The organism is Corynebacterium marambiense (assembly GCF_016342275.1).
GTDB lineage: Bacteria > Actinomycetota > Actinomycetes > Mycobacteriales > Mycobacteriaceae > Corynebacterium > Corynebacterium marambiense.
In genome coordinates this window covers 541,798-564,763 of sequence record NZ_JAEIOT010000004.1, presented here as the reverse complement: position 1 = coordinate 564,763, position 22,966 = coordinate 541,798, and the positions used below count along the sequence as shown (strand labels likewise).

The 22,966-nt window shown below is 64.0% G+C and carries 23 protein-coding genes; 11 read left to right on the top strand and 12 right to left on the bottom strand.

The annotated features are described in order from the left end of the window. Positions 1-328: 328 nt before the first annotated feature. From rplI to JDV76_RS02615, 7 genes are all read right to left on the bottom strand, one after another. Positions 329-781: a 50S ribosomal protein L9 gene (gene rplI / locus JDV76_RS02645; protein WP_198735285.1), complete on the bottom strand. Its 453-nt coding sequence runs from the start codon at positions 779-781 to the stop codon at positions 329-331. 118 nt (positions 782-899) lie between these two features. Next, positions 900-1,484, bottom strand: a complete 585-nt coding sequence (locus JDV76_RS02640) for a single-stranded DNA-binding protein (RefSeq protein ID WP_198735284.1) — start codon at positions 1,482-1,484, stop codon at positions 900-902. Between the two features lie 106 nt (positions 1,485-1,590). Continuing rightward, the gene (gene rpsF / locus JDV76_RS02635; RefSeq protein ID WP_198735283.1) at positions 1,591-1,878 is read right to left on the bottom strand and encodes a 30S ribosomal protein S6; all 288 of its coding nucleotides are present in this window, start codon (positions 1,876-1,878) and stop codon (positions 1,591-1,593) included. Between the two features lie 199 nt (positions 1,879-2,077). Further along, entirely contained in the window at positions 2,078-2,257 is a 180-nt protein-coding gene (locus JDV76_RS02630) for a hypothetical protein (RefSeq protein WP_232958809.1), read from the bottom strand. 19 nt (positions 2,258-2,276) lie between these two features. Then, positions 2,277-3,884 carry a glycosyltransferase family 87 protein gene (locus JDV76_RS02625; protein WP_198735281.1) on the bottom strand — a complete coding sequence of 536 codons (1,608 nt, stop codon included), beginning with the start codon at positions 3,882-3,884 and terminating at the stop codon, positions 2,277-2,279. Between the two features lie 122 nt (positions 3,885-4,006). Further along, the gene (locus JDV76_RS02620) at positions 4,007-6,175 is read right to left on the bottom strand and encodes a transglycosylase domain-containing protein (RefSeq protein WP_248140749.1); all 2,169 of its coding nucleotides are present in this window, start codon (positions 6,173-6,175) and stop codon (positions 4,007-4,009) included. 61 nt (positions 6,176-6,236) lie between these two features. Continuing rightward, entirely contained in the window at positions 6,237-6,596 is a 360-nt protein-coding gene (locus JDV76_RS02615; protein WP_198735280.1) for a DUF5318 family protein, read from the bottom strand. A 229-nt stretch (positions 6,597-6,825) separates the two neighbouring features. Here JDV76_RS02615 and JDV76_RS02610 point away from each other — a divergent pair, with 229 nt between their 5' ends. The 3 genes from JDV76_RS02610 (at position 6,826) to JDV76_RS02600 (ending at position 8,864) form a co-directional block, all read left to right on the top strand. After that, positions 6,826-7,278: a MarR family winged helix-turn-helix transcriptional regulator gene (locus JDV76_RS02610; protein WP_198735279.1), complete on the top strand. Its 453-nt coding sequence runs from the start codon at positions 6,826-6,828 to the stop codon at positions 7,276-7,278. A 72-nt stretch (positions 7,279-7,350) separates the two neighbouring features. Next, positions 7,351-8,328, top strand: coding sequence for a universal stress protein (locus JDV76_RS02605; protein WP_198735278.1), 978 nt, complete (start codon positions 7,351-7,353; stop codon positions 8,326-8,328). A 53-nt stretch (positions 8,329-8,381) separates the two neighbouring features. Then, positions 8,382-8,864: a hypothetical protein gene (locus tag JDV76_RS02600; protein WP_248140747.1), complete on the top strand. Its 483-nt coding sequence runs from the start codon at positions 8,382-8,384 to the stop codon at positions 8,862-8,864. A gap of 3 nt (positions 8,865-8,867) precedes the next feature. On the opposite strand, the gene JDV76_RS02595 is transcribed toward JDV76_RS02600, so the two are convergent. Together JDV76_RS02595 and trhO are read right to left on the bottom strand one after the other, a co-directional pair. Continuing rightward, a complete protein-coding gene (locus JDV76_RS02595) occupies positions 8,868-9,170 on the bottom strand; it encodes an antibiotic biosynthesis monooxygenase family protein (RefSeq protein ID WP_198735277.1) in 303 nt (100 codons plus the stop codon). A 93-nt stretch (positions 9,171-9,263) separates the two neighbouring features. After that, entirely contained in the window at positions 9,264-10,175 is a 912-nt protein-coding gene (trhO, locus tag JDV76_RS02590; RefSeq protein WP_198735276.1) for an oxygen-dependent tRNA uridine(34) hydroxylase TrhO, read from the bottom strand. 138 nt (positions 10,176-10,313) lie between these two features. Here trhO and JDV76_RS02585 point away from each other — a divergent pair, with 138 nt between their 5' ends. The 7 genes from JDV76_RS02585 (at position 10,314) to JDV76_RS02555 (ending at position 16,837) form a co-directional block, all read left to right on the top strand. Next, a complete protein-coding gene (locus JDV76_RS02585; RefSeq protein WP_198735275.1) occupies positions 10,314-11,183 on the top strand; it encodes a siderophore-interacting protein in 870 nt (289 codons plus the stop codon). Positions 11,184-11,200: 17 nt separating this feature from the next. Further along, positions 11,201-11,470 carry a hypothetical protein gene (locus tag JDV76_RS02580; RefSeq protein ID WP_198735274.1) on the top strand — a complete coding sequence of 90 codons (270 nt, stop codon included), beginning with the start codon at positions 11,201-11,203 and terminating at the stop codon, positions 11,468-11,470. Between the two features lie 164 nt (positions 11,471-11,634). Continuing rightward, entirely contained in the window at positions 11,635-12,444 is an 810-nt protein-coding gene (locus JDV76_RS02575) for an Fpg/Nei family DNA glycosylase (RefSeq protein WP_198735273.1), read from the top strand. Between the two features lie 226 nt (positions 12,445-12,670). After that, complete coding sequence (locus JDV76_RS02570; protein ID WP_198735272.1) at positions 12,671-14,395, top strand: carbon starvation CstA family protein; 1,725 nt, start codon at positions 12,671-12,673, stop codon at positions 14,393-14,395. A gap of 1 nt (position 14,396) precedes the next feature. Beyond that, complete coding sequence (locus JDV76_RS02565; protein WP_376993048.1) at positions 14,397-14,672, top strand: cory-CC-star protein; 276 nt, start codon at positions 14,397-14,399, stop codon at positions 14,670-14,672. Continuing rightward, positions 14,663-15,661: an ArsA family ATPase gene (locus JDV76_RS02560; RefSeq protein ID WP_198735271.1), complete on the top strand. Its 999-nt coding sequence runs from the start codon at positions 14,663-14,665 to the stop codon at positions 15,659-15,661. The genes JDV76_RS02565 and JDV76_RS02560 overlap by 10 nt, the downstream gene beginning before the upstream one ends. Positions 15,662-15,910: 249 nt before the next feature. Beyond that, positions 15,911-16,837, top strand: a complete 927-nt coding sequence (locus JDV76_RS02555; protein WP_198735270.1) for a hypothetical protein — start codon at positions 15,911-15,913, stop codon at positions 16,835-16,837. A gap of 76 nt (positions 16,838-16,913) precedes the next feature. Here JDV76_RS02555 and leuS read toward each other — a convergent pair whose 3' ends face one another. From leuS to JDV76_RS02540, 3 genes are all read right to left on the bottom strand, one after another. Further along, positions 16,914-19,787 (bottom strand): leucine--tRNA ligase, encoded by a 2,874-nt coding sequence (leuS, locus tag JDV76_RS02550; protein ID WP_198735269.1) that lies wholly within the window; start codon positions 19,785-19,787, stop codon positions 16,914-16,916. A 101-nt stretch (positions 19,788-19,888) separates the two neighbouring features. Continuing rightward, complete coding sequence (locus tag JDV76_RS02545; protein WP_376993047.1) at positions 19,889-20,740, bottom strand: serine hydrolase; 852 nt, start codon at positions 20,738-20,740, stop codon at positions 19,889-19,891. Between the two features lie 154 nt (positions 20,741-20,894). Then, the gene (locus JDV76_RS02540; protein WP_198735267.1) at positions 20,895-22,142 is read right to left on the bottom strand and encodes a dicarboxylate/amino acid:cation symporter; all 1,248 of its coding nucleotides are present in this window, start codon (positions 22,140-22,142) and stop codon (positions 20,895-20,897) included. Positions 22,143-22,483: 341 nt separating this feature from the next. Between JDV76_RS02540 and JDV76_RS02535 the strand changes: the two genes are divergently transcribed. Further along, the gene (locus JDV76_RS02535) at positions 22,484-22,960 is read left to right on the top strand and encodes an SdpI family protein (RefSeq protein ID WP_198735266.1); all 477 of its coding nucleotides are present in this window, start codon (positions 22,484-22,486) and stop codon (positions 22,958-22,960) included. The last annotated feature ends 6 nt before the right edge of the window (positions 22,961-22,966 follow it).

Below are 22,966 nucleotides of genomic sequence, written 5' to 3'. Positions count from 1 at the left end.
CAGGGGGTCGCGAGTTAGGCCGGTTTTCGCCGGTCAGGGCGTCGTATTGCATGTTCGGGGAGCGGAGTTATCCACAATTCGGGAACTATATTCACATGGGCAGCAACCGCGACATTCCACCACCCGAACATCATCCGTTGACAGCTCCCACACCACGCCACCGGGGCACTGATCCAGCGCCGGAAGATGCCCCGCCCAACAAAGACCACGGCCCCCGTTCCTCCTCCCAAGGACACGACGAACGTGTCAGTGGGCAGAGGCGCGGGGGCCGTGGCTGCTGTTGTCGTTGGGTCGGCACGGTGTGCCGACCGCCGTCTTGCCACCTTTCTTAGGCGGAGACGACCTCAAAGTTGATCGGCGCGGTAACGTCACCGTGCAGCTTCACGTCCACCTGGTAGGTACCGGTCGACTTGACCGTGCCCTTGGCCAGCTTGACGTTGTGCTTGTCCAGGGTGGGGCCGCCGGCCTTCTTCACCGCAGAGACGACGTCGTCTGCTGTGACGGAGCCGAAGAGCTTGCCCTTGTCAGAGGTGCGCACTGCGATGGAGACACCGGTGAGCTGCTCGAGCTGTTCCTTGACCTCGCGAGCGTGGTCGGTATCGCGGATCTCGCGGGCCTTCTGGGCACGCTTGATGTCCTCGATCTGCTTTTCCGCGTTGCGGTTCGCAACGATGGCGTAGCCACGCGGAAGCAAGAAGTTACGTCCATAGCCAGCCTTGACTTCGACGATGTCTCCGGGGACACCGAGATTGTCAACGGCGGCGGTGAGGATCAGCTTCATGATCCCTGCCTTTCGTTCTGCTTCCCGGTCGCCCGACACCACCTGCGTGGCATCACGTGAACGGGAATTATGTGGATGATTGATGCTGGGACGTACCCGCGTTCTACGGACCCTAGGGTCAGAACGGGGGCTCGTCATCGGTTGAACCACCGAAACCGCCGGATTGCGGGGCACTGTTCCACGGGTCGTTGTCGGGGGCACGGTTGGCACTACCGCCACCGAAGCCTCCGGTGCTCTGGCCGCCGCCGAAACCGCCGCCGGCGTTACCGCCACCGAAGTTTCCGCCACCAGCGTTGCCGCCACCACCAAAGTTTCCGCCACCCTGGCCGCCACCTCTGGGGGTGCGGGCGACCTGGGCCGTCGCGTATTTCAGGGAGGGGCCGACCTCATCGACCTCAACCTCGAAAACACTGCGCTTCTCACCCTCGCGGGTTTCGTAGGAGCGCTGACGGAGTCGACCGGTGACGATGACACGCATTCCCTTGCTCAGGGACTCCGCGACATTCTCAGCGGCCTGACGCCAGACGTTGCAGGTCAGGAACAGGGCTTCACCATCCACCCACTGCTTCGACTCAGCGTCGAAACGGCGGGGGGTCGAGGCGATACGGAAATTAGCGACGGCCGCCCCCGAGGGGGTGAACCGCAGTTCCGGGTCGGCAACGAGATTGCCGACCACAGTGATGTTTGTGTCTCCCTGTGCCATGTCCTTGAACGACCTTCCTTTATGACTCGTGTACTGGGGGTTCACCGCCCACCACTGGTGGTGGGCCTGCGTGTGGGAAAAGAGCTTTCCCTACCAGTGTCCCTGCTTAACGGTCAGCCCGCAGCACCTTGGTGCGCAGGATGCTGTCGTTCAGGTTCAGCAGACGGTCGAGTTCCTGCACGGTCGCCGGCTCACAGGTGAGCTCGATGACGGCGTAGATGCCCTCGTCCTTCTTGTTGATCGGGTACTGCAAGCGACGCTTGCCCCAGATGTCAACCTTCTCCACGGTGCCGTTTTCCTTGCGGACGACTTCGAGGAACTTGTCCAGGGACGGGGCGACAGTGCGCTCGTCCTGGGAGGGGTCGAGAATGATCATGAGTTCGTATTGACGCACGGACCTCATCACCTCCTGTGGTCTAGTGTTTTGGATCGGCCACACCCTTGTGGTGTGGCAGGAGGGTTCGTTGCGTCAGCAACCCCACTAGCCTACACCAGGCGCATGGGCACCCGGAAGCCGACGCAAAACCGTCGTTCCCGGAACCTCACCGGCCGGTCCCGGGGGAGGCCGGTGCCCGATGCCTCTCCAGGACTTCTCAGCCGGCTCCCGACCCAGCGAACAGGGTCGCCCAGAAGACGGCGATGACAGTCGGGATGACGGTGATGAAGAAGATCGCGAACGTGAACAGGGTCCAGGTCAGCTTCGGACTGCGCCGATAGCTGAAGCTCGCGTAGGAACCCCCGAAAAGCAGGAATCCGATGAAGACACTCGCCATGGTGATGATCACTGCGGTGTTATCCACGATCTGATCGGCTCTTTCCCACAGCGCTCGATACTGCGCCCTCTTCCTGCGACAGCGCTGGATCTCGCTTCTCACCCGTATTGCTCTCCGCAGACCGAGCCCCCGTACCGATGAATCCCCGGTACGTCGCACCCGGTCGAACGAGAAAACCTCCTGCGAGTGGATCCACGCCCCCGTTCGTCTCGAGGACTGGATCGACGGAACGTCCGAGCATCTGACGCACGACCAGCACAATAATGGTGATGAGGAGCGCCCCACGAATGACCAGGACGGTATCAAACAGCTCCGGCGGGGCTCCCTTGGCGTCGTCACCCGCCATGTGCCACATCAGTACCGGCCAGACCATGGCCTCAGCCAACCCCCAGGCCAGGAGGAGACGCCACCGGGGGAGCGCAAGCACCGCGAGCGGCACGAGCCACAGCGAATACTGGGGGCTCCACACCTTGTTGGTCAACAAGAACACCGCAACGATGAGGAACACCAGCTCCGCGACCCTCGGTTGCCGTCTGGTCAGCACACCAAGAACACCGATGGCCAGGCAACCGATCAGGAAGAGTGCGAGCGAGATCGCATTCAGGATTACCGGCTCCGTCCCAGGTTCGTCCCAGCCATTCCAAGGGGTGTTCCGGGCGGCGATGGCATAGATCGTGGACCATTCCCAACCCCGGTCGGTGTTCAGCCTGAAGAACTCACGCCAACCCTCAGGAAACGCCAGCATGATGGGAAGATTGACCACGAGCCAGGTGCCAGCTCCTGACGCAACCATTACAAGGAACGGTCGGAACCGTCGGGTCCGCACCGCAAGCACCAAGTAGGCCCCGAACATGAACAGCGGCCACAGTTTCAAGGCGATGCCCAGCCCGATGAGCATCCCACCCACCCCGGGTCTACCCCGCGCCACCGCGAGCATCGCGGCCAAAGCGGCTGCGATGACAAGGGTGTCATAGTTGGTGAAGGCGTGCACCACAACGAGCGGCGAGACGGCCATCAGGACGGTGTCCCACACGCGGTTACCGGTCATCGAGTACACGCACCGCACAGCCAGCACCCAGAACAGGGCCAGGAACGTCGCCGAGATGCTGAAGTAGACCGCAACCTCGGGCACCGACCCCGCCACGGCGTGAACTGCTGGCCAGATGGTCCTGGTTATCTGGGCCATCACCCACTGAAACAGGCCGGTCAGCACCGGGTATTCCATGTAGCGGACGGTGCCGTCACCCTCGGTCCAGGAATAGGCGTAGGGGAAGTGCCCGTCTTTGAGTCCCTCGGCGCCGTACAACGGAATCATGTCGCTGTAGCAGGCGGAGATCAACTGGCGGCTACCAGACCAGTTGAGGTTTACCATCCCGTCATCCCCGACGGTTCCCTGGATGCAGTTGGCCTTGGTCAACCACCCCAGTGCTAGGAACACGAGGGAGAGGGCGATGATCACCCGTAACGGAGTCAGCATTCGGGCGGTTCCCGGCGCGCCGAACCGGCCGAATGGCCCACCGAGAAACTCAATGAAGCCTCGCGCGAACGGCTCTGTGCGACCGGGCTGGACTCGGTCCAGGTCACGGTCGACGTTGGTCGACCTCCGGCTTTTCGGTCTGGTACTCATCGTCCTCATTCATGCCTGGTCGTCGGAACGTCGGTCTCATTCATTGTCGCCCACGGGCCCCCGGGTGCCAACCGCCCCGCAGCGGAACCGTATCAACGGCCCCCCCTGCGGGGCGGTGCTGGTCAATTGAAGATGTTCGGGATGGTGATACCGGGGAGGATCTCCACCTGCTCCGGAGGGGGCGGCACCTGGGCGGGATCAGCGGGGATTTCTGGGACTCCGCCGTCGATGCCGACGGCTTCATCCTCGCTGGGTTCAGCGTCGGGGTCCTCATCCTCCGGATCAGATTTCACGGGTGTGACGGGCTTCGGTGCCGGAGGTACGTACTGCGGTGCCGGAGCGTTATTAAATCCGAGGGGCTGCGCCTCGGGGAAGGACTCGAGGGGCTTACCCTCCAGGGCGCCGTCCATCGTGGCCTTCCAGATCTGGGCGGACAGCCCGGCGCCGTACATGTTTCCGCCCCAGTAGTTGCGCAACGGGGTGTTGTCGACGGTGCCCACCCACACGGCCGTCGCGAGTTGCGGGGTGGCGCCGATCATCCAGGCGTCCTTGTTGAAACCCGTGTTACCGAGCTGAGTGGTGCCCGTCTTGGCCGCGGACGCCCGCCCACCGGCGAGCTGGTTCTGGTTGGACCAGGCGGCGATGGGAGCCATCGCGCTCATCACGTTGTTGGCGACGTTGGCGGCGACGCGGCGCTGACCGGTGGTGGGCGTGTGTTCGTAGAGTACCTCCTTGTTTGAGGTCTCGACCTTCTCCACGAAGTAGGGCTCGTGCCAGACGCCCTCGTTGGCGAGTGTCGCTAGGGCGATCGCCTGGTCGAAGGGACGGGACTCGTACTGGCCGAGGATGATCCCGTCGAAGGGCTGGTCGCCGTTCTCCGTGAGGGTCGCGGGGTATCCGGGCAGTGAACGGGCCATGCCGAGGGCGTGGGCCATGTCGGCGACGTCCTGGGAGCCGTTCTGCAGGTCCTGCTCAAGGCGGATGAAGCTGGTGTTGTGACTGCGCTTGAGTGCTTCGGCGATAGTGCAGTAGCCGCAGCCGCCGCCACCGACGTTGGTGACGGTGACGTTGCCTGTGGTGACCGGCGCGGAGGAGTACATGGTGGCCAGCGGTATACCCTGCTGGAGCGCAGCGGCGAGCCCGTAGATCTTGAAGGTCGAGCCGGTCTGGATCGGGGCGTTGGCGTAGTCCCAGCCGGCAGCGTCGTCCCCGCCGTAGTAGGCGCGTACCGCCCCGGTGGACGGCTCAATGGAGACCACGGCAGAGCGCAGTTTCTCATCCTCTCCGTCGAAGATCCGGTTGACGTTGTCGACGGCTGCATTCTGGTTCCGGATATCAATGGTGGTGGTGATCCGCAGGCCCCGGGTATCCAGGTCCTCCTGGGTGATACCGATCCGCTCGAGCTCGGCGACGACCTGGTTCTTGATCAGACCATTCGCCCCGGTTGCCTCGACGTATGCCTGATTCAGGGCCGGGTCGACGACCTGGGGGTACACGGCGATGTCCCGCTCGGCCTGGGAGAGGTAGCCGGTGGCCACCATCCCGTCCAGGACGTAATTCCATCGCTGTTCGGCCTCCTCCCGGTTCGTCCAGGGATCGAGCTGGCTCGGGCGCTGGATGGAAGCGGCGAGGACAGCACCCTCCACGGGGGTGAGCTCGGCGAGAGGTTTACCGAAGTAGGCCTCGGCGGCCGCTGCCACCCCGTAGGAGTTGCGGCCGAAGTAGATGGTGTTCAGGTACGCCTCGAGCACGTCGTTCTTGGACCACTCGTTGGCCATCTTGGCACTGATCACGAGTTCCTTGAGCTTCCGCTCGTAGGAGCGCTCGTTGCCGACGACCGCATTCTTCACGTACTGCTGCGTGATGGTCGACCCACCACCCGCGGATTCGTCACCGGTGATCTGCCCCTTGACGGCGCGGGCGAAACCGGTGATGGAGAAGCCCGGGTTCGTGTAAAACTCGCGGTCCTCGGCCGCGAGCACCGCTCCGCGGAGCGATTCCGGGATCTGGTCGAGGTTGACCTGCTCGCGGTTGCCTTCGGGAGGGACGATCCGCGCGAGTTCGGTGGTGGAGTCCGAGGCGTAGATGTTGGACACCTGTTTGTTCACCAACTCTTCGGGCTCCGGAACATCTGCCATGACGTAGGCGGTGAAGATGGCCCCCACCGGGGCGACGATGAACAGGATGAACGCGACCGCCAGGGACCAGATAATCCAACGGCGCCGACGGGAACCGCGCGGGGTGTCCACCCCGTCCCCGTCGTTGTTCTCGGACCGCTTGTTTCTTGTCACCTTTGTATCCACTCCATCGGATTGAGTCTGGTTACTTCACGTGCCACGGGCTGTGGTCGGTTCATGGTCCGACCTCCCGGGCGCTGAGCAGATGGTTCCAGTGACAGTCGGGGCAGACCTCGACGGTGTGCACCGTAAATTCCCGGCCGGCGTCAGCGAAACGCTCGATCTCCTCCGCGCTACGGGCGCTAGATGACATCTTCCCTAATGAGTCGCCAAATATCCACAGAACGATGCGGAGGTCATCACCGTCACAGATCGGACAGGGACGCCCGGCCCGCCGCCCGTGGAAACGGGAGGCGGCGAGCAGCCGGAAATCCCCGTCACACACTGTGTCCCGGGAGACCCTCCCGGCTCGCCAGTCACCCAGCAGGAGACGACGCGCCCACTGGTGACTCACCTCGCCGGAATACCTGACCACAGAGCCAGTCTATCCATCGCCGCCGAAATCCCCGATACACCGCCACAACGACCGCAATAACTTCAAATTCGGCGGCGTGACACAGTCGCTACTTTTGCAAATAAATGAACTTTTGCTCCGTACTGAGGGTCGGGACCAGCGCGGACAGATGCGTTACGCGGACATCGCAGCGTAGAGCGGTTAAATCACGGTTGTACAGCGGTCTCGGAAAGCAGTTAAGATTGGGTGCATGACTGCTGCAACCCCGATGGATATCGCCGCCCAGATCCGACCGGCCATGACAAAACTCTACGTCACCTACTTCCGCATGGCAGAGCAGTCCGATCTGACTGGCCCGCAGCTGACGATCCTGACCCGCCTCGCCGAACACGGCGCCTCCCGTATCAGTGAGGTTGCCCGGCAGGAGGGGATTCGTATGCCCACCGCATCGAACGCCCTGCACCAGCTGGAGCACCGCGGAATGGTGGAGCGTATCCGTGACACGAGCGATCGCCGTGGCGTGCGCGTCCAGCTCACCGAGCTCGGTCGGACAGAGCTCAAGCGGGTAGGGGATGAGCGAACCACGTACCTCGCCGAGATGCTGTCCTCCCTCAGCCCCGAGAAGCTTGAGATCGCTGAACAGGTCGTACCGGTCATCACTGAACTGGCGGAACGCTACTCCGCGGAGCAGAGGAACGCCTGATCGTTTTCCCGCACCTGAGTAACCGGGCTGCCCCGCGCCGCCGTGGACCGAGAACGAGGACCGTACCAACGCATGTCGAAGAAGAACGCCGAACCGGAGGAAACCTCCCCGCCGATTCGCGTTCTCGTCGCGTGGCGCCCCGATACCTCGGGAACGGAAGCTGTAGAGTTCGCCGCGTGGCTGGCCAGGACCACTCCGATCCGGGTCAGAGCGGTCACCGCGTTTACCCGCCCCTGGCCGTCTTCCTCCCTGAGCCGGCTCGGCGGGAAGTACAAGAAGTGGCGCAGGAAAGAGGCAGCGGCGTGTGAGTCCCGGGTGCGCAAGGCACTGTCCGAAGTGGAACTACCCGAATCAATGTGGGACGAGACGGTCTCCGTCTTCGCGGACGGCCCCTCGGAAACAGCGATTCTGACCCAGGCCGCCGATGATTTCGACGCCGACGTTGTTCTCCTCGGCTCGCACGGATCGGCACCGAAGCGACGCTTCATGGCAGGCTCGACCGCGGATGTCCTCCTGCACTCCTCATCCCGGCCCCTGGGTCTCACGCCCCGCGCTCCGAAGCTCTCCCGGCACGGGGTGACCCGCATCAACTGTGCATTCATCGACACGGAGAACGACCGGAGTTTCCTCACCGATGCCGCCGATCTCGCGTGGCGCTGGGGGGTGCCGCTGCGCATCGTCTCCTTCGCCCCGGAGGGGGTCGCCGATTCGCCGGTGAAGAGCACCACCGACCTGGAGTCGGAGATTCTCGTCGAGTGGCAGGAACACACCCTGGCGGTGCTCGACCAGGCCCGCGACGCCGCCCTGGACCGGCATCCGGAGATCACCGTCGACACCGAGATCGGCTCGGGGTGGGGTTGGTCGGGTGCCGTCGAGTCCGTGAAGTGGAAGAAGGGCGATCTGCTCTACCTCGGGTCAACCCTCATGGGATCACTGGAGCGGGTGTTCATCGGATCGAGCACGAATGAGATCCTCCGTCACTCCCGGGTTCCGGCGATCATTCAGCCCGCACACGGTCAGGGAGCCCACCCGAACACACGGAACGGCTGAACGGGACTATCGTCGGGGGTGCATGACCAGACGATCGGAAGGCGGAGAGCGTAGTGAGTGACACCCAAAAGGGGGCAGGTGGCGACGATCGGGATCGACGCATTCAGCTCGATCCGGTTCTTGATTATGCACCACGGAAGGGCGCTTCCGCCCTGGACTACGAGGCAGATCCACTACTGCGGCTCGAGCGCAACAACTCGTCAACCCGGCAGGCGATCATCTACGCTTTCTCGATCCCCCCACTGACATTCCTCACCGCATTCGTCGTGGCGATGATCTCCCGCACGCAGAGCGGACCGCTGTGCGATGCCGGCACATCAGACTGGATCTGCTCCCGCACCTACGAGATCCTCTTCCCGGTCATACCGGGATTAGTGACGCTGGGCGGCACCCTCGGTGCCGCCTGGATCACCTACCGACGCTGGGCGCGCTACGAACGCTGGCGCCCCTGGTTGGCCGCGCTCTGGCCACTCATGTTGTTCACCCTCGCCTGGACCACGGGGGTGGGGACCATGGCCGTGATCGGTTCGTCCTAGACCCTAGGGCGTGGCTTCGAGAACGATCTCAAACTCGAGCAGCTCGGCGCTGGTCGCGACCGTTTCTCTCTTCTCGGCGGCGTGTGCCTTGCGGGCGTCCCCATCGCGCCATGCGACGAATGATTCTTCATCAGTCCAACGGGTGATCACGAAGTAACGGTCCTCGCCCGCAACTGGACGAAGCATCTGGAACCCCTCAAAGCCGGGAGAGTTGTCAACCGTGTGCCTCCGCGCCTCGAAGCGCTTCTCCAGTTCAGCACCCTGGCCCTCGGGGACGGTGATCGCGTTGATCTTTATTATGCTCATGCTCACCAACCTACTCCCGGAAACCGCACCACGCAGGACATGAAGCACCGGTGCAGTCATCAACCCGCGGAACCGCTTATCGCGGGAAGGCGATCAGGCGCCGACGGAGATAGCGCGCCGACAGTCGGTGCAGTGGGAACCGGACCGCGTCACCGCGCAGTCGTCACAGATGAGGACCTGCCGTCGGCATTCCTGATTCGCGCAGTTCCGGTAGGTGTTCGTCCCCCCGGTACAGTGGATGCACCGGCCAAGCTGCACGAAGTTGTGGTCGGTCACGTCCCCGAACTCCAGGTGCATCCGTCGGTCGAAGACGTAGAGGGAGCCCTCCCAAAGGCCGTCGTTCCCGTAGGTCTCCCCGTATCGGGCGATCCCACCATCAATCTGGTACACCTCTCGGAAACCCCGTTTCTTCAGCAGCGCACTGAGCACCTCGCAACGCACACCACCGGTGCAGTAGGTCACGACAGGGCGGTCCTTCAGGTCGTCATACTTGCCGGATTCGATCTCCTCGATGAAATCGTGGGTGGTCTCGACATCCGGGACGATCGCGTCCCGGAACCGGCCGATCCCGGCCTCCATCGCATTACGACCATCGAAGAACACGACCTCGTCTCCGCGGGTGTCGACCAGATCATTCACTTCCTCGGGTTTTAGGTGCACCCCGCCGCCGACGACGCCGTTCTCATCGACGTCCAGATCATCGGGGGCACCGAAGGCGACCAGCTCCTCGCGGACTTTGACGCTCAGCCTCGGGAAATCGGCAGCGGACCCCTCGGAGAACTTGAACTCCATTTCTCGGAAGCCCGGGTAGGCCCGGGTGGCCCGGACGTACCTCTTGACAGCCGTCAGTTCGCCACCGACGGTGCCGTTGATGCCATGTCGTGAGATGAGGATCCGCCCGGTCAGTTCCAGCGACTCGCAGAGCGTGCGCTGCCACAGCATCACCGCCGTCGGGTCCGGGATCGGCGTGAAGCGATAGAAGAGGAGAATTTTGCTGATGGCCACGCGTGGCAGTCTAGTCGCCTCCCCACCGGAACTATTGCACACCCCCTGCACATTTCTGAATTATCAGATAGCCTTAGCTCACCCAGGCGACCGCGTCGATCGTGTTCCCGCCCCCGATGAGAAAGGCCCGTAACAGCCATGTCGTGGAAGAACACCCTCTACCTGACAACCATGAAGACCATGTCGGCGGTGATGAGACGCACCATGGCGATGCCCACCGACCCCAGAATCCGCGAGGAACTCGTTCGCGCGACGATCGCGGACGCCACCTTGCTCGCGCCGCACCTCAGGCGGATCACCCTCAGCGCCCCCGAGTTCAAGGGCCTCGAGAGCGCGGGGCCGGACGAGTACGTCGCACTCATCATGCCACAGCCCGGCAAGCAGCTCACGATGCCGGACCCGACGATCATCAATCCGCGCGCCGCCCTCGCCGCCGTCGATGACGATGTCCGCCCCTCCATGCGGTACTACACAATCCGGGAGCTGCGGCCCCGCACCGGGGAAATGGTCATCGACATCGTCACCCACGGCGACTCAGGCCCGGGGTCCGTCTGGGCCATCGGCGCGGAGAAGGGCGACGAGGTCGGAGTCCGGTTCCTCTCCGCGGCCTATCGGTTGCCCACCGGACCCCAGCTCCTCGTCGCCGATGCAACCGCGGTTCCGGCGCTGTCCGCCATCATCGAATCGCTCGACGAACCAGCACGTGCGCAGACGCACGCCATCGTCATCGCGGAGTCGGATGACCTCCTGGACCCCGGACTGGACGGAATCGTGTCCGGAATCGCGTCCTATACCCGGCTGACCGATCCCCTCGCCGACGCGCCCCGGGCAGGGATCGCGGCAATCGATACGCTCCCCGTCGACGTCGGGGACCTCACGTATGCGTGGATCTGCGGTGAGCAGTCGATCGCGACTTCCCTGCGCCGCCATCTGACGAAGGAATGCGGGATGGACCGGAAGACCATCTTCTTCTCCGGGTACTGGCGGCTAGGAAAGGAGCGCGGTTGATTCGGTAGGGTCACCGTATGGACCCTCTGCTGTTGCCCATGGTCGTTCTCCTCGGTGGCACCCTCTTCGCGGGGTACCAGGGTGCCACCGACTACCTGAGACCGTCCGCGCATCCGATGATGCCCACCGTGCCACATCTGCGGGCTGTTCTGTGGCTCACCGGGGCAGCCTTCTTCCTGCTCTCCCTCTGGATGCTGGTGCGTGGTCTCGTGGCGTTCGCCGTTGTCGTCACCATCTGCGCCCTGGTCGTGTGTGTTTTCGCGGACCAGAAAACGGCCAGTAGGTAGGTTGGAGACTCAATTATTTAGAATCGATAATACTTACTCTCCAATCATGGGGGTACTCGATTTTTTGATCAGCGCTGTCAGTGATCTTCGGAGCGACGCGTCGTTCAGCCCTGACAGAGTCGAATGATCCGGACGAGATTCCCCGCCAACGAAAACGGACAATCATGCCTGAAGGCCACGTCATCCACCGGCTCGCCGAACGCCTCGCCACAACCTTCGGAGACAGGCAGCTGGAGTTCTCCTCACCCCAGGGCCGCTTCGCCGAGGAAGCCGCACGCCTGAACGGTCACCGCATCGAGCTGGCCGAGGCCTGGGGAAAACAACTCTTCATCGATGTGGACCACGACGACCCAGAGCACATCGTCCACATCCATCTCGGACTCATCGGGGGGCTGAGGTTCACCCCGTATGCCGCCCCGACCGGCCAGGTACGACTCCGCATCACCGACGGAATCACCGCCGCCGATCTCCGCGGACCCCAATGGTGTCGACTGATCACCGACGCCGATCGCGACGCAGCCGTCGCCAAACTCGGAGCCGACCCTCTGCGTCCCGACGCCGACCCGGAACCTACCTGGACCCGGGTCCACCGGTCGGGAAAGTCCATCGGAGCACTCATGATGGACCAGAAGCTGTTCGCCGGTGTCGGAAACATCTACCGTGCAGAGGTGCTCTTCCGCCTCGGCCTCGACCCCCGCACCCCCGGAAAGAACCTCGCCCGGAGCGAGTTCGACGCCATCTGGGCGGACCTCGTCGACCTCATGGCCACTGGGGTGCGAGACGGGCGGATCGACACCGTGCGGCCGGAGCACACCCCGGAGGCGATGCACCGGCAACCACGCGAGGACGACCACGGGGGAGAGGTCTACGTGTACCGCCGGGCCGCACAACCGTGCCACGTCTGCGGCACGCCGGTGGAGAGCACCGTCCTGGAGGGACGCAACCTGTTCTGGTGCCCCCGCTGCCAACGATGAGTCGTGCACCAACACCGTCGATCGCGCGCCTGGAGACCCCGGGAAAACACCGGATCTCGGAGGGTCCGGTGAAGTACCCCCGTCGTGTTGTTTTTCCGGTGAGGTCTGTTCCGCATTCGTCGGATGTGATCTAATGCACCCTATCCCCCGGGGGTGTCACCCCTCACAAACCAACCACGCGGCCGCTCCCTGAGAGCGGTTGCACCGAAAGGGAAAGACCTCCACCATGAACGCACTCTTCCTCGCCGTCATCGGCGTCGCCATGATGCTCGGCGGATATTTCCTCTATTCCAAGTATCTCGGATCCCGGATCTACAAGCTCAACGCGTCGTTCCGGACCCCCGCACACACGATGGAGGACGGCGTCGACTACGTCCCCACCAATAAGTATGTGCTCTGGGGCCACCACTTCACCTCAGTCGCCGGCGCAGCACCCATCGTCGGCCCAGCCATCGCTGTGATCTGGGGGTGGGTACCAGCCTTCCTGTGGGTCACCATCGGCACCGTATTCATCGCCGGAATGCATGATTTCGGGGCCTTGTGGGCCTCCGTCCGACATCGTGGGCAGAGCATCGGAACCCTGTCGGGCACGTACATCGGGAGGAACGGCCGCAACCTCTTCCTGGTGATCATCTTCCTGCTGCTGCTCATGGTCAACGCCGCGTTCGCCGTTGTCATCGCGAAACTACTGGTCACTACACCCACCGCCGTCATCCCCACCTGGGGGGCGATCATCGTCGCGCTGCTCATCGGTCAGGCCATCTACCGCCTGAAGTGGAATCTGCCGCTGGTCTCCGCCGTCGGAGTCATCGCCCTTTACACACTGATGGTTCTCGGTGACTCGGTCCCGGTCATCCTCCCGGAGACCATCCTCGGACTCAATCCGAACGGTTTCTGGATCGTCGTTCTCTTCCTCTACGCCGGTGTCGCCTCGCTGCTACCGGTGTGGGTGCTCCTACAGCCACGCGACTACATCAACGGACTGCAGCTGTTCGTCGGCCTCATCATCCTCTACGGCTCGGTCGCGATCTCCCTGCCGACCGTGGTCGCCCCCACCTTCAACACCCAGCTTCCCGAGGGGACCCCCTCGATGATCCCGCTGCTCTTCGTCACCATCGCCTGCGGCGCGATCTCCGGCTTCCACGGGCTGGTCTCCTCCGGTACCTCGTCCAAGCAGATCGACCTCGAGACCGATGAACGTTTCGTCGGCTACTTCGGTGCCGTCGGCGAAGGGTTGCTCGCCCTCGGGGCGATCATCGCAACCTGCGCCGGATACCAGACGGTCACCCAGTGGCGTGAGGTTTACTCTGCATTCGGAAAGGGCAGCGTCGGGGCCTTCGTCGAGGGCGGATCCGGTATTATCCACGCCGGTCTCGGTCTGCCGTCCTCCCTGTCTGCCACGATCCTCGCGACCATGGCAGTGCTCTTCGCCGCGACCACCATGGACACTGGTGTCCGGCTCCAGCGTCTCGTCGTCCAGGAGATCGGCGGGCACCTCGGCGTGAAACTGTCGAACATCGCGGCCACGGTCATCGTCCTCGCCGTCGCCCTCGGCCTAACGTTCTCCTCCGGCGGCGACGGTTCCGGCGGGCTGGCGATCTGGCCGCTGTTCGGCACGACGAACCAGCTCATGGCCGCCCTGACGCTCTGCATCATCTGCATCATCCTGATCCGCCTCCGCAGGCCCTACAAGGTTGTGCTCGTCCCGATGGTGTTCGTCATGATCGTCTCCGTGTGGGCCCTGGTCATACAGCTCGGAACGTTCTACAACACCGGTAGCTGGATGCTGCTCATCCTCGACGTCATCATTCTCGTCGCCGCGGTCTGGGTCGTGGCGGAATCCGTCCGGGCCATGCGGAGCGCCGTGAACTCACCGGCGATCACCGAAACCGAGTTCGACGAAGCCACCGAGGTCACGGACGGCACCGACATCCCCGCACAGGTGCAGTGACGTGACCTGGATCGGCGATCTGCGTGTCCGGCTGCGCGCACTGTCCGACGGACTGTCCGAGTTCTACGCCGGCCCGTACCGGGCGGCATTCCAACGGGCCGCCCGGGACGAGGATGACCTGTTCATGATGCTCGTCATGGGGGAGGCACTCGGGGTACCGAACCCCGCCAGCTACCACACCCTCGAGCTCCTTCCGGTCATGTACGACCGCTTCCACGACTGGCACCGGCGCATGGGGATGGAACGCTCACCTGTCGAGGGCCTGTCGTGCTGCTAGAACTCATCGACCGCCGACGGGTGGTGTTCTTCGGCGGAAAGGGCGGCGTCGGCAAAACGACCCTCGCCTCAGCGACGGCGGCGGCGCTCGCCCGGCGCGGTCGGCGGGTGCTGCTCGTCTCCACCGATCCGGCACACAACCTCGGCCACCTATGGAACACACGGATCGGGGATTCCGTCACCGATCTGGCCACTGGGCTCGCGGCCGTGGAGATCGACCCGGCTGCGACCACCGCCGCACACCTCGCACGGGTCGAGGAGACCATGCACGAAATGATGCCCCGGCATCTGCACGCGGAGGTCTCCCGACACCTGAAGCTCTCGGCGGCGTCCCCCGGCACCCACGAGGCGGCGATCCTCGAACGGATCGCCCGCATCGTGGATGGTTCGGTGGGGGACTACGACCACATCATCGTCGACACCGCCCCCTCCGGGCACACGTCGAGGCTGATGGCGCTACCGGAGATGATGGCCGCATGGACGGATGGGCTACTGGGCCGACGGGCGCAGGCGGAGAAACTCGCTGAGGCGGCCGATGCGTTGGGAGCCGTATCACGGCGTGATCGCGATCTCCTCGGTTCCCGAGGCGCAACCGGGAGCTCGACGGATCCGGTACGCCGCCGCAACGAACGCCTGCGGGAGATCCTGGAGGCGCGCAGGCGGCTGTTCGGACGATTCCGGGACACTCTCACCAACCCGAACATCTGTTCCTTCGTCATCGTCCTCACCGCGGAACGCATGCCTGTCCTCGAGACGGTGGAACTCCACGCCGAACTGACCAGTACCGGGGTGGCGGTCGCCGCATGCGTGGTCAACCGTCGCTCACCACGGGATCAGGGGGATTTCCTCGCCGCCCGTGCCGAACTCGAGGATGGTTTCGTGCGACTGCTACGCACACGGTTGCCGGATGCACCGGTCATCGAACTGCCGCTGCTGCCCGGGGAAGCGACCTCACGTGCGGCCCTGCTGGCATTGGGGGAGCACCTCTAGTCGGAGCAGGATTCGACCAGAAGACGCTCTCACCACCGACAATTAGAGCGTCACCTGACAATTTTTCCGTCAATTCCGCCCGAGCTCTTGGAACTTAGGCAAGGGTCCGCTAATTTAATCGGGAGAAGTTAGTGATTCCTCTCACTGTTTTTCACTGGATAAACCAGTGGACGAGCAGCGGACCAACCCGCCACCCCGGATCCGTTCCCACTCCTTCCGGGACGGGCCTGACCCAAGAACGGACCCACCGTGATCATCGTTCCCCGCGACATCGACTGGATGCTGGAATTCACCGCCGGTCCCACCTTCCACGGTGCGATGCAGCTCTTCGCCACCGGCAGGGACCCACTCGAGAACTGGCCCGTCCTCGATCGTGAGGAACTCGCGGCGATGCCCGCCCGAGCGGATCGCGGCGAGGCCGCCCTCGCTCTGGCGACGACGGGGCATCACGTTCCGGTGACCTGCCTCGAGGAGGGTCTGCTGCACCTGTGGGCCGTTGACGAGCTGCTCGCCACCGATCCGGCTTCGGGGGTTCCGGCTCTGCACGCACCCCGCACTCACTCCGCCCTCGAGCAACTGCGGGTGTTCTGTCTCACGCTGTCCGGGGTCCTTTTCGAACAGCGCCTGTTGTTCTGGCTGATCTTCAATGACGAGGGCAGCATGGACTACCGGATCAACGGCCAGACCTACATCATGGGACGGGGAGAGCTGGGCGTTCCCTGGGAGGTCGCCGTCAGCGGTGAACTTCCCTTCCAGTTCGGGGAGTTGTTCGACTCCCTGGTTCCGTGCCGGGACGCCGTGCGCTGGGATCCGTGCCTGAGCTTCTATCCGGTAGGGAAGCTGGATCTGTTCTTCACCGGAAGCCCCACCTCGCAGCCCTGGTTGACGGATACGGCCAGTACGTTCCTCGCCCAGCTCGCGGATCCCCGGGTGTGGCCGACGGTCACCGATCTGACCCGCTGCGACCCCTACTTCTTCTTCGCGGCCTACCGAGGCCAGGCATTGCCGCAGGTACCGAGCGACGGAACGCCACTGACGGTAGCACTCCGGGTCATTGAACAGAGGGTGCCTGACCACGGTCCCGAGGAGCTCTACCTCCGGCGGCTGATGGAGTACCTAGCCCACGCGATCAACTCGGAGTGGACGTTCGCCTCGCTTCTCGGCGGCAGCGACTAGGGCCCCAGCACCGACACGGTCGACTCCGGGGTGGGGCATTCCCCGGGGCCTGCGTCGCTCCAAAAGGCCCTGCCGACTACTTCACCACGAGGTTGACCAGACGACCGGGCACAATGATCTCCTTGACCACGGTCTTGCCGTCGATGTGCCCGGCCACGTTGGATTCGGCCTTCGCGGCGGCGATGATCTCCTCCTTCGGGGCGTCCACGGCGACGGTGACCCGACCGCGGACCTTGCCGTTGACCTGTACGGGGAGTTCGACGGTGTCATCGGTGAGCCACTTCTCGTCGAAGGTGGGGAAGTCCGTGTAGGTGATGGTCTCGGTGTGTCCGAGGCGCTTCCAGAGTTCCTCGGCAATGTGTGGGGCGATGGGCGCGACCATCTGCACGAGGGGTTCGACGGCAGCACGGGGTGCTCCCGCGGGGTAGACCTTGGTGAGGTGGTTGACGTACTCGATGAGCTTGGCTACCACTGTGTTGTCCCGTAGCTCGGCATAGTCCTCGCGGACACCGGCGACGGTGCGGTGCAGGGCCCGGGTGTCATCGTCGGTGAGTGCGGTGTCGGCGACAATCACGGCGCCGGTGTTCTCGTCGATCGCGAGACGCCACAGGCGCTGCAGGAACCGGTGCGCACCGATGACGTCCTTCGTGGCCCACGGCCGGGAAGCGTCAAGGGGGCCCATCGCCATCTCGTAGACGCGCAGCGTGTCCGCGCCATAGTTGTCGCAGATCTCGTCCGGGGACACGGAGTTCTTCAGTGACTTGCCCATCTTGCCGTATTCCCGGTTGACCCGTTGGCCGTCGTGGAAGAACTCGCCGTCGATTTCCTCGACTTCGGCCGCGGGCACGTAGACGCCACGGTCATCCGTGTAGGCGTAGGCCTGGATGTACCCCTGGTTGAACAGGTGCCGGTAGGGCTCCACGGAGCTGACGTAGCCGAGGTCGAAGAGCACCTTGTGCCAGAACCGTGAGTACAGCAGGTGGAGCACGGCGTGCTCCACGCCACCGACGTAGAGATCGACACCACCCGGGTCCTTCGCACCATGCTCCGCGGGACGGGGACCGGTCCAGTAGGCCTCGTTCTCCGGGGCACAGAACGCCCCGGAGCTCGTCGGATCAATGTACCGGAGCTGGTACCAGGATGATCCGGCCCACTGGGGCATGACGTTGGTGTCCCGGGTGTAGGTCTGCGGCCCGTCACCGAGATCGAGCTCAACCTCGACCCAGTCGTCAGCCTTGGCGAGCGGCGGGTGTGGTTCACTGTCCGCGTCCTCCGGGTCGAAGGAGACGGGGCGGTAGTCATCCACCTCCGGCAGCTCGACGGGGAGCATCGACTCGGGCAGGGCGTGTGCGACACCGTCGGCGTCGTAGACGATGGGGAAGGGTTCGCCCCAGTACCGCTGGCGGGCGAAGAGCCAGTCCCGGAGCTTGTACTGAATGGTGCCCCGGCCGGTGCCCTGTTCCTCGAGCCAGGCGATGGTCGTCGCCTTCGCGTCGGCGAGTCCGAGGCCGTTGATATCCAGACCGTTGCCGTTCGCGGAGTTCACGGCCGTTCCTGCGCCGGTGAAGGCGGCCTCGGTGAGGTCACCGCCGGCGACAACCTCAAGGATCGGCAACCCGAAAACGGTGGCGAACTCATAGTCTCGGTCATCGTGGCCCGGAACCGCCATGATCGCACCTGTTCCGTAGCCAGTCAGCACATAGTCCGCGATGAACACGGGAACCTGCTCACCGTTGACCGGGTTCGTGGCGTAGGAACCGGTGAACACACCGGTCTTCTCCTTGTTCTCCTGACGCTCGAGATCCGACTTGGCGACGATCGCTGCGCGGTAGGCGGCGACGGCCTCGGCGGGGGAGGACTGGCCGTAGGTCCAACGTTCGTCGATCCCCTCGTAGGAGCCGGTTCCCTCGGCGACGAGAACATCGACGAGTTCATGCTCCGGGGCGAGCACGACGTAGGTCGCACCGAAGAGGGTGTCCGGGCGGGTGGTGAATACGTCTATGGCGTGACCGTTGGCGTCGAAGGTGACCTCCGCTCCGCGGGACCGGCCGATCCAGTTGCGCTGCATGGACTTGACCTTCTCGGGCCAGTCCAGCAGATCCAGATCGTCGATCAGGCGGTCGGAGTAGGCGGTGATCCGCATCATCCACTGCGAGAGGTTCTTGCGGAAGACGGGGAAGTTGCCGCGCTCGGACTTACCGTCGGAGGTGACCTCCTCGTTGGCGAGGACGGTGCCGAGTCCGGGGCACCAGTTGACGGTGGAGTTCGAGCGGTAGACCAGGCGGTAGGCGTCGACGACCTCGGCTCGCTGCACCCGGTCGAGAGTGGTGAACTCGGAGGTGCCGAACTTTTCCGCCAGTTCAGCCGGCACGGGAAGTTCGCCGGATTCGAGCAGCGGGGTGAGTTCGGCGATCGGGCGGGCCTTGTTCTGCGCAGGATCAAAGAAGGAGTTGAAGATCTGCAGGAAAATCCACTGCGTCCAGCGGTAGTAGTCGGTGTCCGTCGTGGCGATCACGCGGCGACGGTCGTGGCCGAGGCCGAGGCGGCCGAGCTGGCGCTCCATGTTGTCGATGGATTCCTGCGTCTTAATCCGGGGGTGCGTTCCCGTCTGGATCGCGTACTGCTCGGCAGGCAGCCCGAAGGCGTCGTATCCGAGGGTGTGCAGGACATTCTTGCCGAGCATCCGGTTGTAGCGGCCGTAGACGTCGGTGGCGATGTACCCGAGCGGGTGCCCAACGTGCAGCCCCGCCCCGGAAGGGAAGGGGAACATGTCCTGGACGAAGAGCTTGTCCTCCGGTAGCGCCCTACCGTCGGAGGGGGCGAGGTCGCCGACCGGGTTGGGCGCGTTGAAGGTACCGTGTTCACGCCAGTGGTTCTGCCAGGTGCGTTCAATGCTGCCCGCCAGCTCCGCGGTGTAACGGTGTGCGGGAGTCTCGCTCGGTGTAGTCATAGGGCACAGTCTATAGCCGCCCGCCATGCCGATCAGCACAGGCCAGGATCCGGTCGTGCGCGGTACCCGGGATCCGGTCGTGCGCGGTACCCGGGATGCGGTCAGCAGCGGGGGAACGCAGAGGCCAGCATCCTCGGGATGAGTACCGTGTCGGGTACCCCGTATCGCAGGTTGAGGGGATCCACGCACCGGACCTGGTGCTTCAGCTGTTCCCCGGTGATGGCCCACGAACTGGATCCGGGCGGTGGTCCCGCGAGCTCCGGTGCCTGCGGAGCGGGGGATTCACCCACGGCGGCATGGACGTCCCGGGTGAGCTGATCCGGCGGGCCGTAGGTGCGGGCCGCGGCGGTCCATCCGTTCCCGTATGTTCCGGTCGCATTGACGGTGCCGTCGTCGGACCAAGCGAACTTCGTGGCCCAGGCACCGGGGAGCGTCGCGGTCCCGTAGTTCTGGTGATAGCCGTCCGCGGCGAAGGGACTCGCGGTCGCCATGGCGCCCACGATCGGGGCGGCCGTCGGATCGTCGCGCACCGCGGTGAGGAACCGGACGACGTCATCCGTGGTCGTGACACCGGATCCCCAGTTGGGGCCGGCATGACTCTGGCGGAGACCGAAACGGTTGATGGTGTCCGCGATCGCGGTCGGATGTTTCGCGGACAACCGCGAGGCGGTCAGATCGTCGGAGGTCCGGATCATGTGGGTCACGGCGTCGCGGTCCGCGGGATCCCCGGCGGCGAGAACACCGTACGCCAGATAGAGCTTCGCCAGCGAGAGTGCGGGGCCGGGACGGTCACCCCGGACGCTGAACACCGTCCCATCGACGTTCCGCACACTGATCTCGGTCCGGTCCGGCACCGCCCACGGGTTGAGTGTTAGCGCGTCGGCACTCGGGGCCACCAGAGCGCCACAGGCCGCGGCGAGCAGCGATGCTAATAATGTTCGAGTCTTGGTCACCCGACACATGATAGGTCGAAAGCACGGTAATACGGGTCGGAACCGGACTCCGGGGATGCTTCACGTGAAATACCCCAAAAGCCGATGCCCGCCCGGAGTCCACGGGGACGTCGGGCGGGCGAGACTGAGGGCAACGGGCGAGTGCCCGAATCTTCTAAATTTTAGATTCGAGCTCCTCCTCTTCGATGATGTCCACCTCGTAGCCGAGGGTCTCCTGTTGCTCGGAGCGGGAGATCTGACCCTTGGCGAGTTTGTTCACGACCATGGCGATCGCACCGTCGCCGGTGACGTTGCAGGCGGTCCCGAAAGAGTCGATCGCGATGTAGGCGGCGATCATCAGGGCAACCTGCTCATCGTTGAAGCCGAGCATGGAGGCAAGCAGCCCAGTGGCGGCCATGATCGCGCCACCAGGAACACCCGGCGCGGCGACCATCGTGATACCGAGCATCAGGATGAAGCCGATCGCCATCGGGAAGGTCAGCTGCATGTCGTTCATGTACATGATCGCAAAGGCAAACAGTGAGATCTTCAGCATGGAACCCGACAGGTGCGTGGTAGCGCACAGCGGGACGGTAAAACCGGCGACCGTCGGGGCGACGCCGTTGCGCTTCGTGCAGGCGTAGGTAACCGGGATCGTCGCGGCGGACGAGGAGGTTCCGAGAGCGGTGCCGTACGCGGGCAGCATGTTGAGGAACGCCCGCACCGGATTCCGGCCGGCGGCAGCACCGGCAATGACGAACTGGATGACCAGGAGGATGAAGGTCATCAGGATGGCGATGATCAGCACGGTGCCGAAGGACGTCAGCGTGGAGGTCAGGTTGCCGTTCATGCCCATGGAAAGGAACAGACCGAAGATGAAGATGGGCAGCAACGGGATGATGAATCGCGCGATGACCCGCATAATCACGCGCTCGAGGTCGCGAACCGTGTTGTAGAGGGTATCGCTCTTGACCGCAGTCATTGCGACACCGAGGGTGAAGGACAGCAGCAGGGCCGTCATGACCCCAAAGGGCGCCGGCATGTCGATCGTAAAGTAGCTACTCAATGCTCCCTCACCGACGTCCACCGCATCAACCATTCCCTGGTTCCGAAGCAGAGAGGGGTATAGCAGCGAGGATGCCCCGAACGCGAGCAGACCTGCGAAGACCGTCGAGCCGTAGGCGATGCCGGTCGTCACGGCGAGCCACTTGCCGGCACCCCGACCCAGGCCCGCGATGGCGGGTGTGATCAGGGCGAAGATCAGCACCGGAATGAAGAATCCGAGGAAGTTGCCAAACAGCTCGTTGAAGGTGACGAAGACGCGGGCGAGCGAATCCGGGAAGAAGAAGCTACAGATGATGCCGAGAATGATCGCGACGATAATCTTGAACAGCAGTGAAGAAGACAGTCTTTTTAAGTCCATGTGTTCTACCTAGGTCGGTGGGTGTTCCGGTGCACCGTATAGCCGGGCTTTCACGGAGATACGGGACGGATAGAGGATTCCGACGCCGGCGACCACTCCGGCGGCGGAACCGACCGGGGATACACAGGCGTGGGCTGAGTCGGACCTGTGTGAAGCCACAGATTTTCGACATCTGATACTTACGATACGGGATCAGGTCCAGCACACACCAATGTTTTTCTCCCGGGCCGGCATATTTCAGGTGTCCGGCGTCGGCCAGGGCGCCACTGGGCACGCCCCAGATGTCGTTGCGGCGGAGAGATCATCATGGTTCTGCACACCTGGGGTTTAGACTTGGAGCCATGATCGTGATCTCCATCGTCCTGCTCGTTCTCGCGCTGCTCATCCTCGTTACTGGTGTGCTCGGATGGACTGGGAAACTCCCCGGAAACCCGGTCCTGGGTATCCGTGTGGCCGAGGTCCGGAAATCCGAGGAAGTCTGGACACTCGCACACCGAGCCGCCGGTCCGCTGTGGATCGCCGGCGGCACGCTCACTCTCGTCGGCACCGTCACCAGCATCGGTGCGTCGGGTTGGATGTGGCTCCTACCCGCGATTGCCACGATCGCCGGTCTCGTGTTCGTGGGGGCGGGCGCGGGCCTCGGTGCGCGGATCGCGGCCGCGGCGGATGTCGCGGCCAACCAGAATGCGGAGGCCAGCGGTGGGTGCTCGGTAGGCGGCGAATGCTGCGGCGGTGGCGGCACCGACGATCAGCCAGCGTCACCGGACGTTGACCTCGACGCCCTACGACGAGCGGCCAGCCGGGCCGACGGAAACTAAGTGACG

What these genes read in the sequence shown, in the direction of transcription:
- JDV76_RS02595 (WP_198735277.1), bottom strand. Translation starts at nt 9,170, where the DNA reads ATGAGCATAATAAAGATCAACGCGATCACCGTCCCCGAGGGCCAGGGT.
- JDV76_RS02570 (WP_198735272.1), top strand. Translation starts at nt 12,671, where the DNA reads ATGAACGCACTCTTCCTCGCCGTCATCGGCGTCGCCATGATGCTCGGC.
- JDV76_RS02585 (WP_198735275.1), top strand. Translation starts at nt 10,314, where the DNA reads ATGTCGTGGAAGAACACCCTCTACCTGACAACCATGAAGACCATGTCG.
- JDV76_RS02535 (WP_198735266.1), top strand. Translation starts at nt 22,484, where the DNA reads ATGATCGTGATCTCCATCGTCCTGCTCGTTCTCGCGCTGCTCATCCTC.
- JDV76_RS02625 (WP_198735281.1), bottom strand. Translation starts at nt 3,884, where the DNA reads ATGAGTACCAGACCGAAAAGCCGGAGGTCGACCAACGTCGACCGTGAC.
- rplI (WP_198735285.1), bottom strand. Translation starts at nt 781, where the DNA reads ATGAAGCTGATCCTCACCGCCGCCGTTGACAATCTCGGTGTCCCCGGA.
- leuS (WP_198735269.1), bottom strand. Translation starts at nt 19,787, where the DNA reads ATGACTACACCGAGCGAGACTCCCGCACACCGTTACACCGCGGAGCTG.
- JDV76_RS02640 (WP_198735284.1), bottom strand. Translation starts at nt 1,484, where the DNA reads ATGGCACAGGGAGACACAAACATCACTGTGGTCGGCAATCTCGTTGCC.
- JDV76_RS02540 (WP_198735267.1), bottom strand. Translation starts at nt 22,142, where the DNA reads ATGGACTTAAAAAGACTGTCTTCTTCACTGCTGTTCAAGATTATCGTC.
- JDV76_RS02580 (WP_198735274.1), top strand. Translation starts at nt 11,201, where the DNA reads ATGGACCCTCTGCTGTTGCCCATGGTCGTTCTCCTCGGTGGCACCCTC.
- JDV76_RS02575 (WP_198735273.1), top strand. Translation starts at nt 11,635, where the DNA reads ATGCCTGAAGGCCACGTCATCCACCGGCTCGCCGAACGCCTCGCCACA.
- JDV76_RS02630 (WP_232958809.1), bottom strand. Translation starts at nt 2,257, where the DNA reads ATGGCGAGTGTCTTCATCGGATTCCTGCTTTTCGGGGGTTCCTACGCG.
- JDV76_RS02610 (WP_198735279.1), top strand. Translation starts at nt 6,826, where the DNA reads ATGACTGCTGCAACCCCGATGGATATCGCCGCCCAGATCCGACCGGCC.
- JDV76_RS02605 (WP_198735278.1), top strand. Translation starts at nt 7,351, where the DNA reads ATGTCGAAGAAGAACGCCGAACCGGAGGAAACCTCCCCGCCGATTCGC.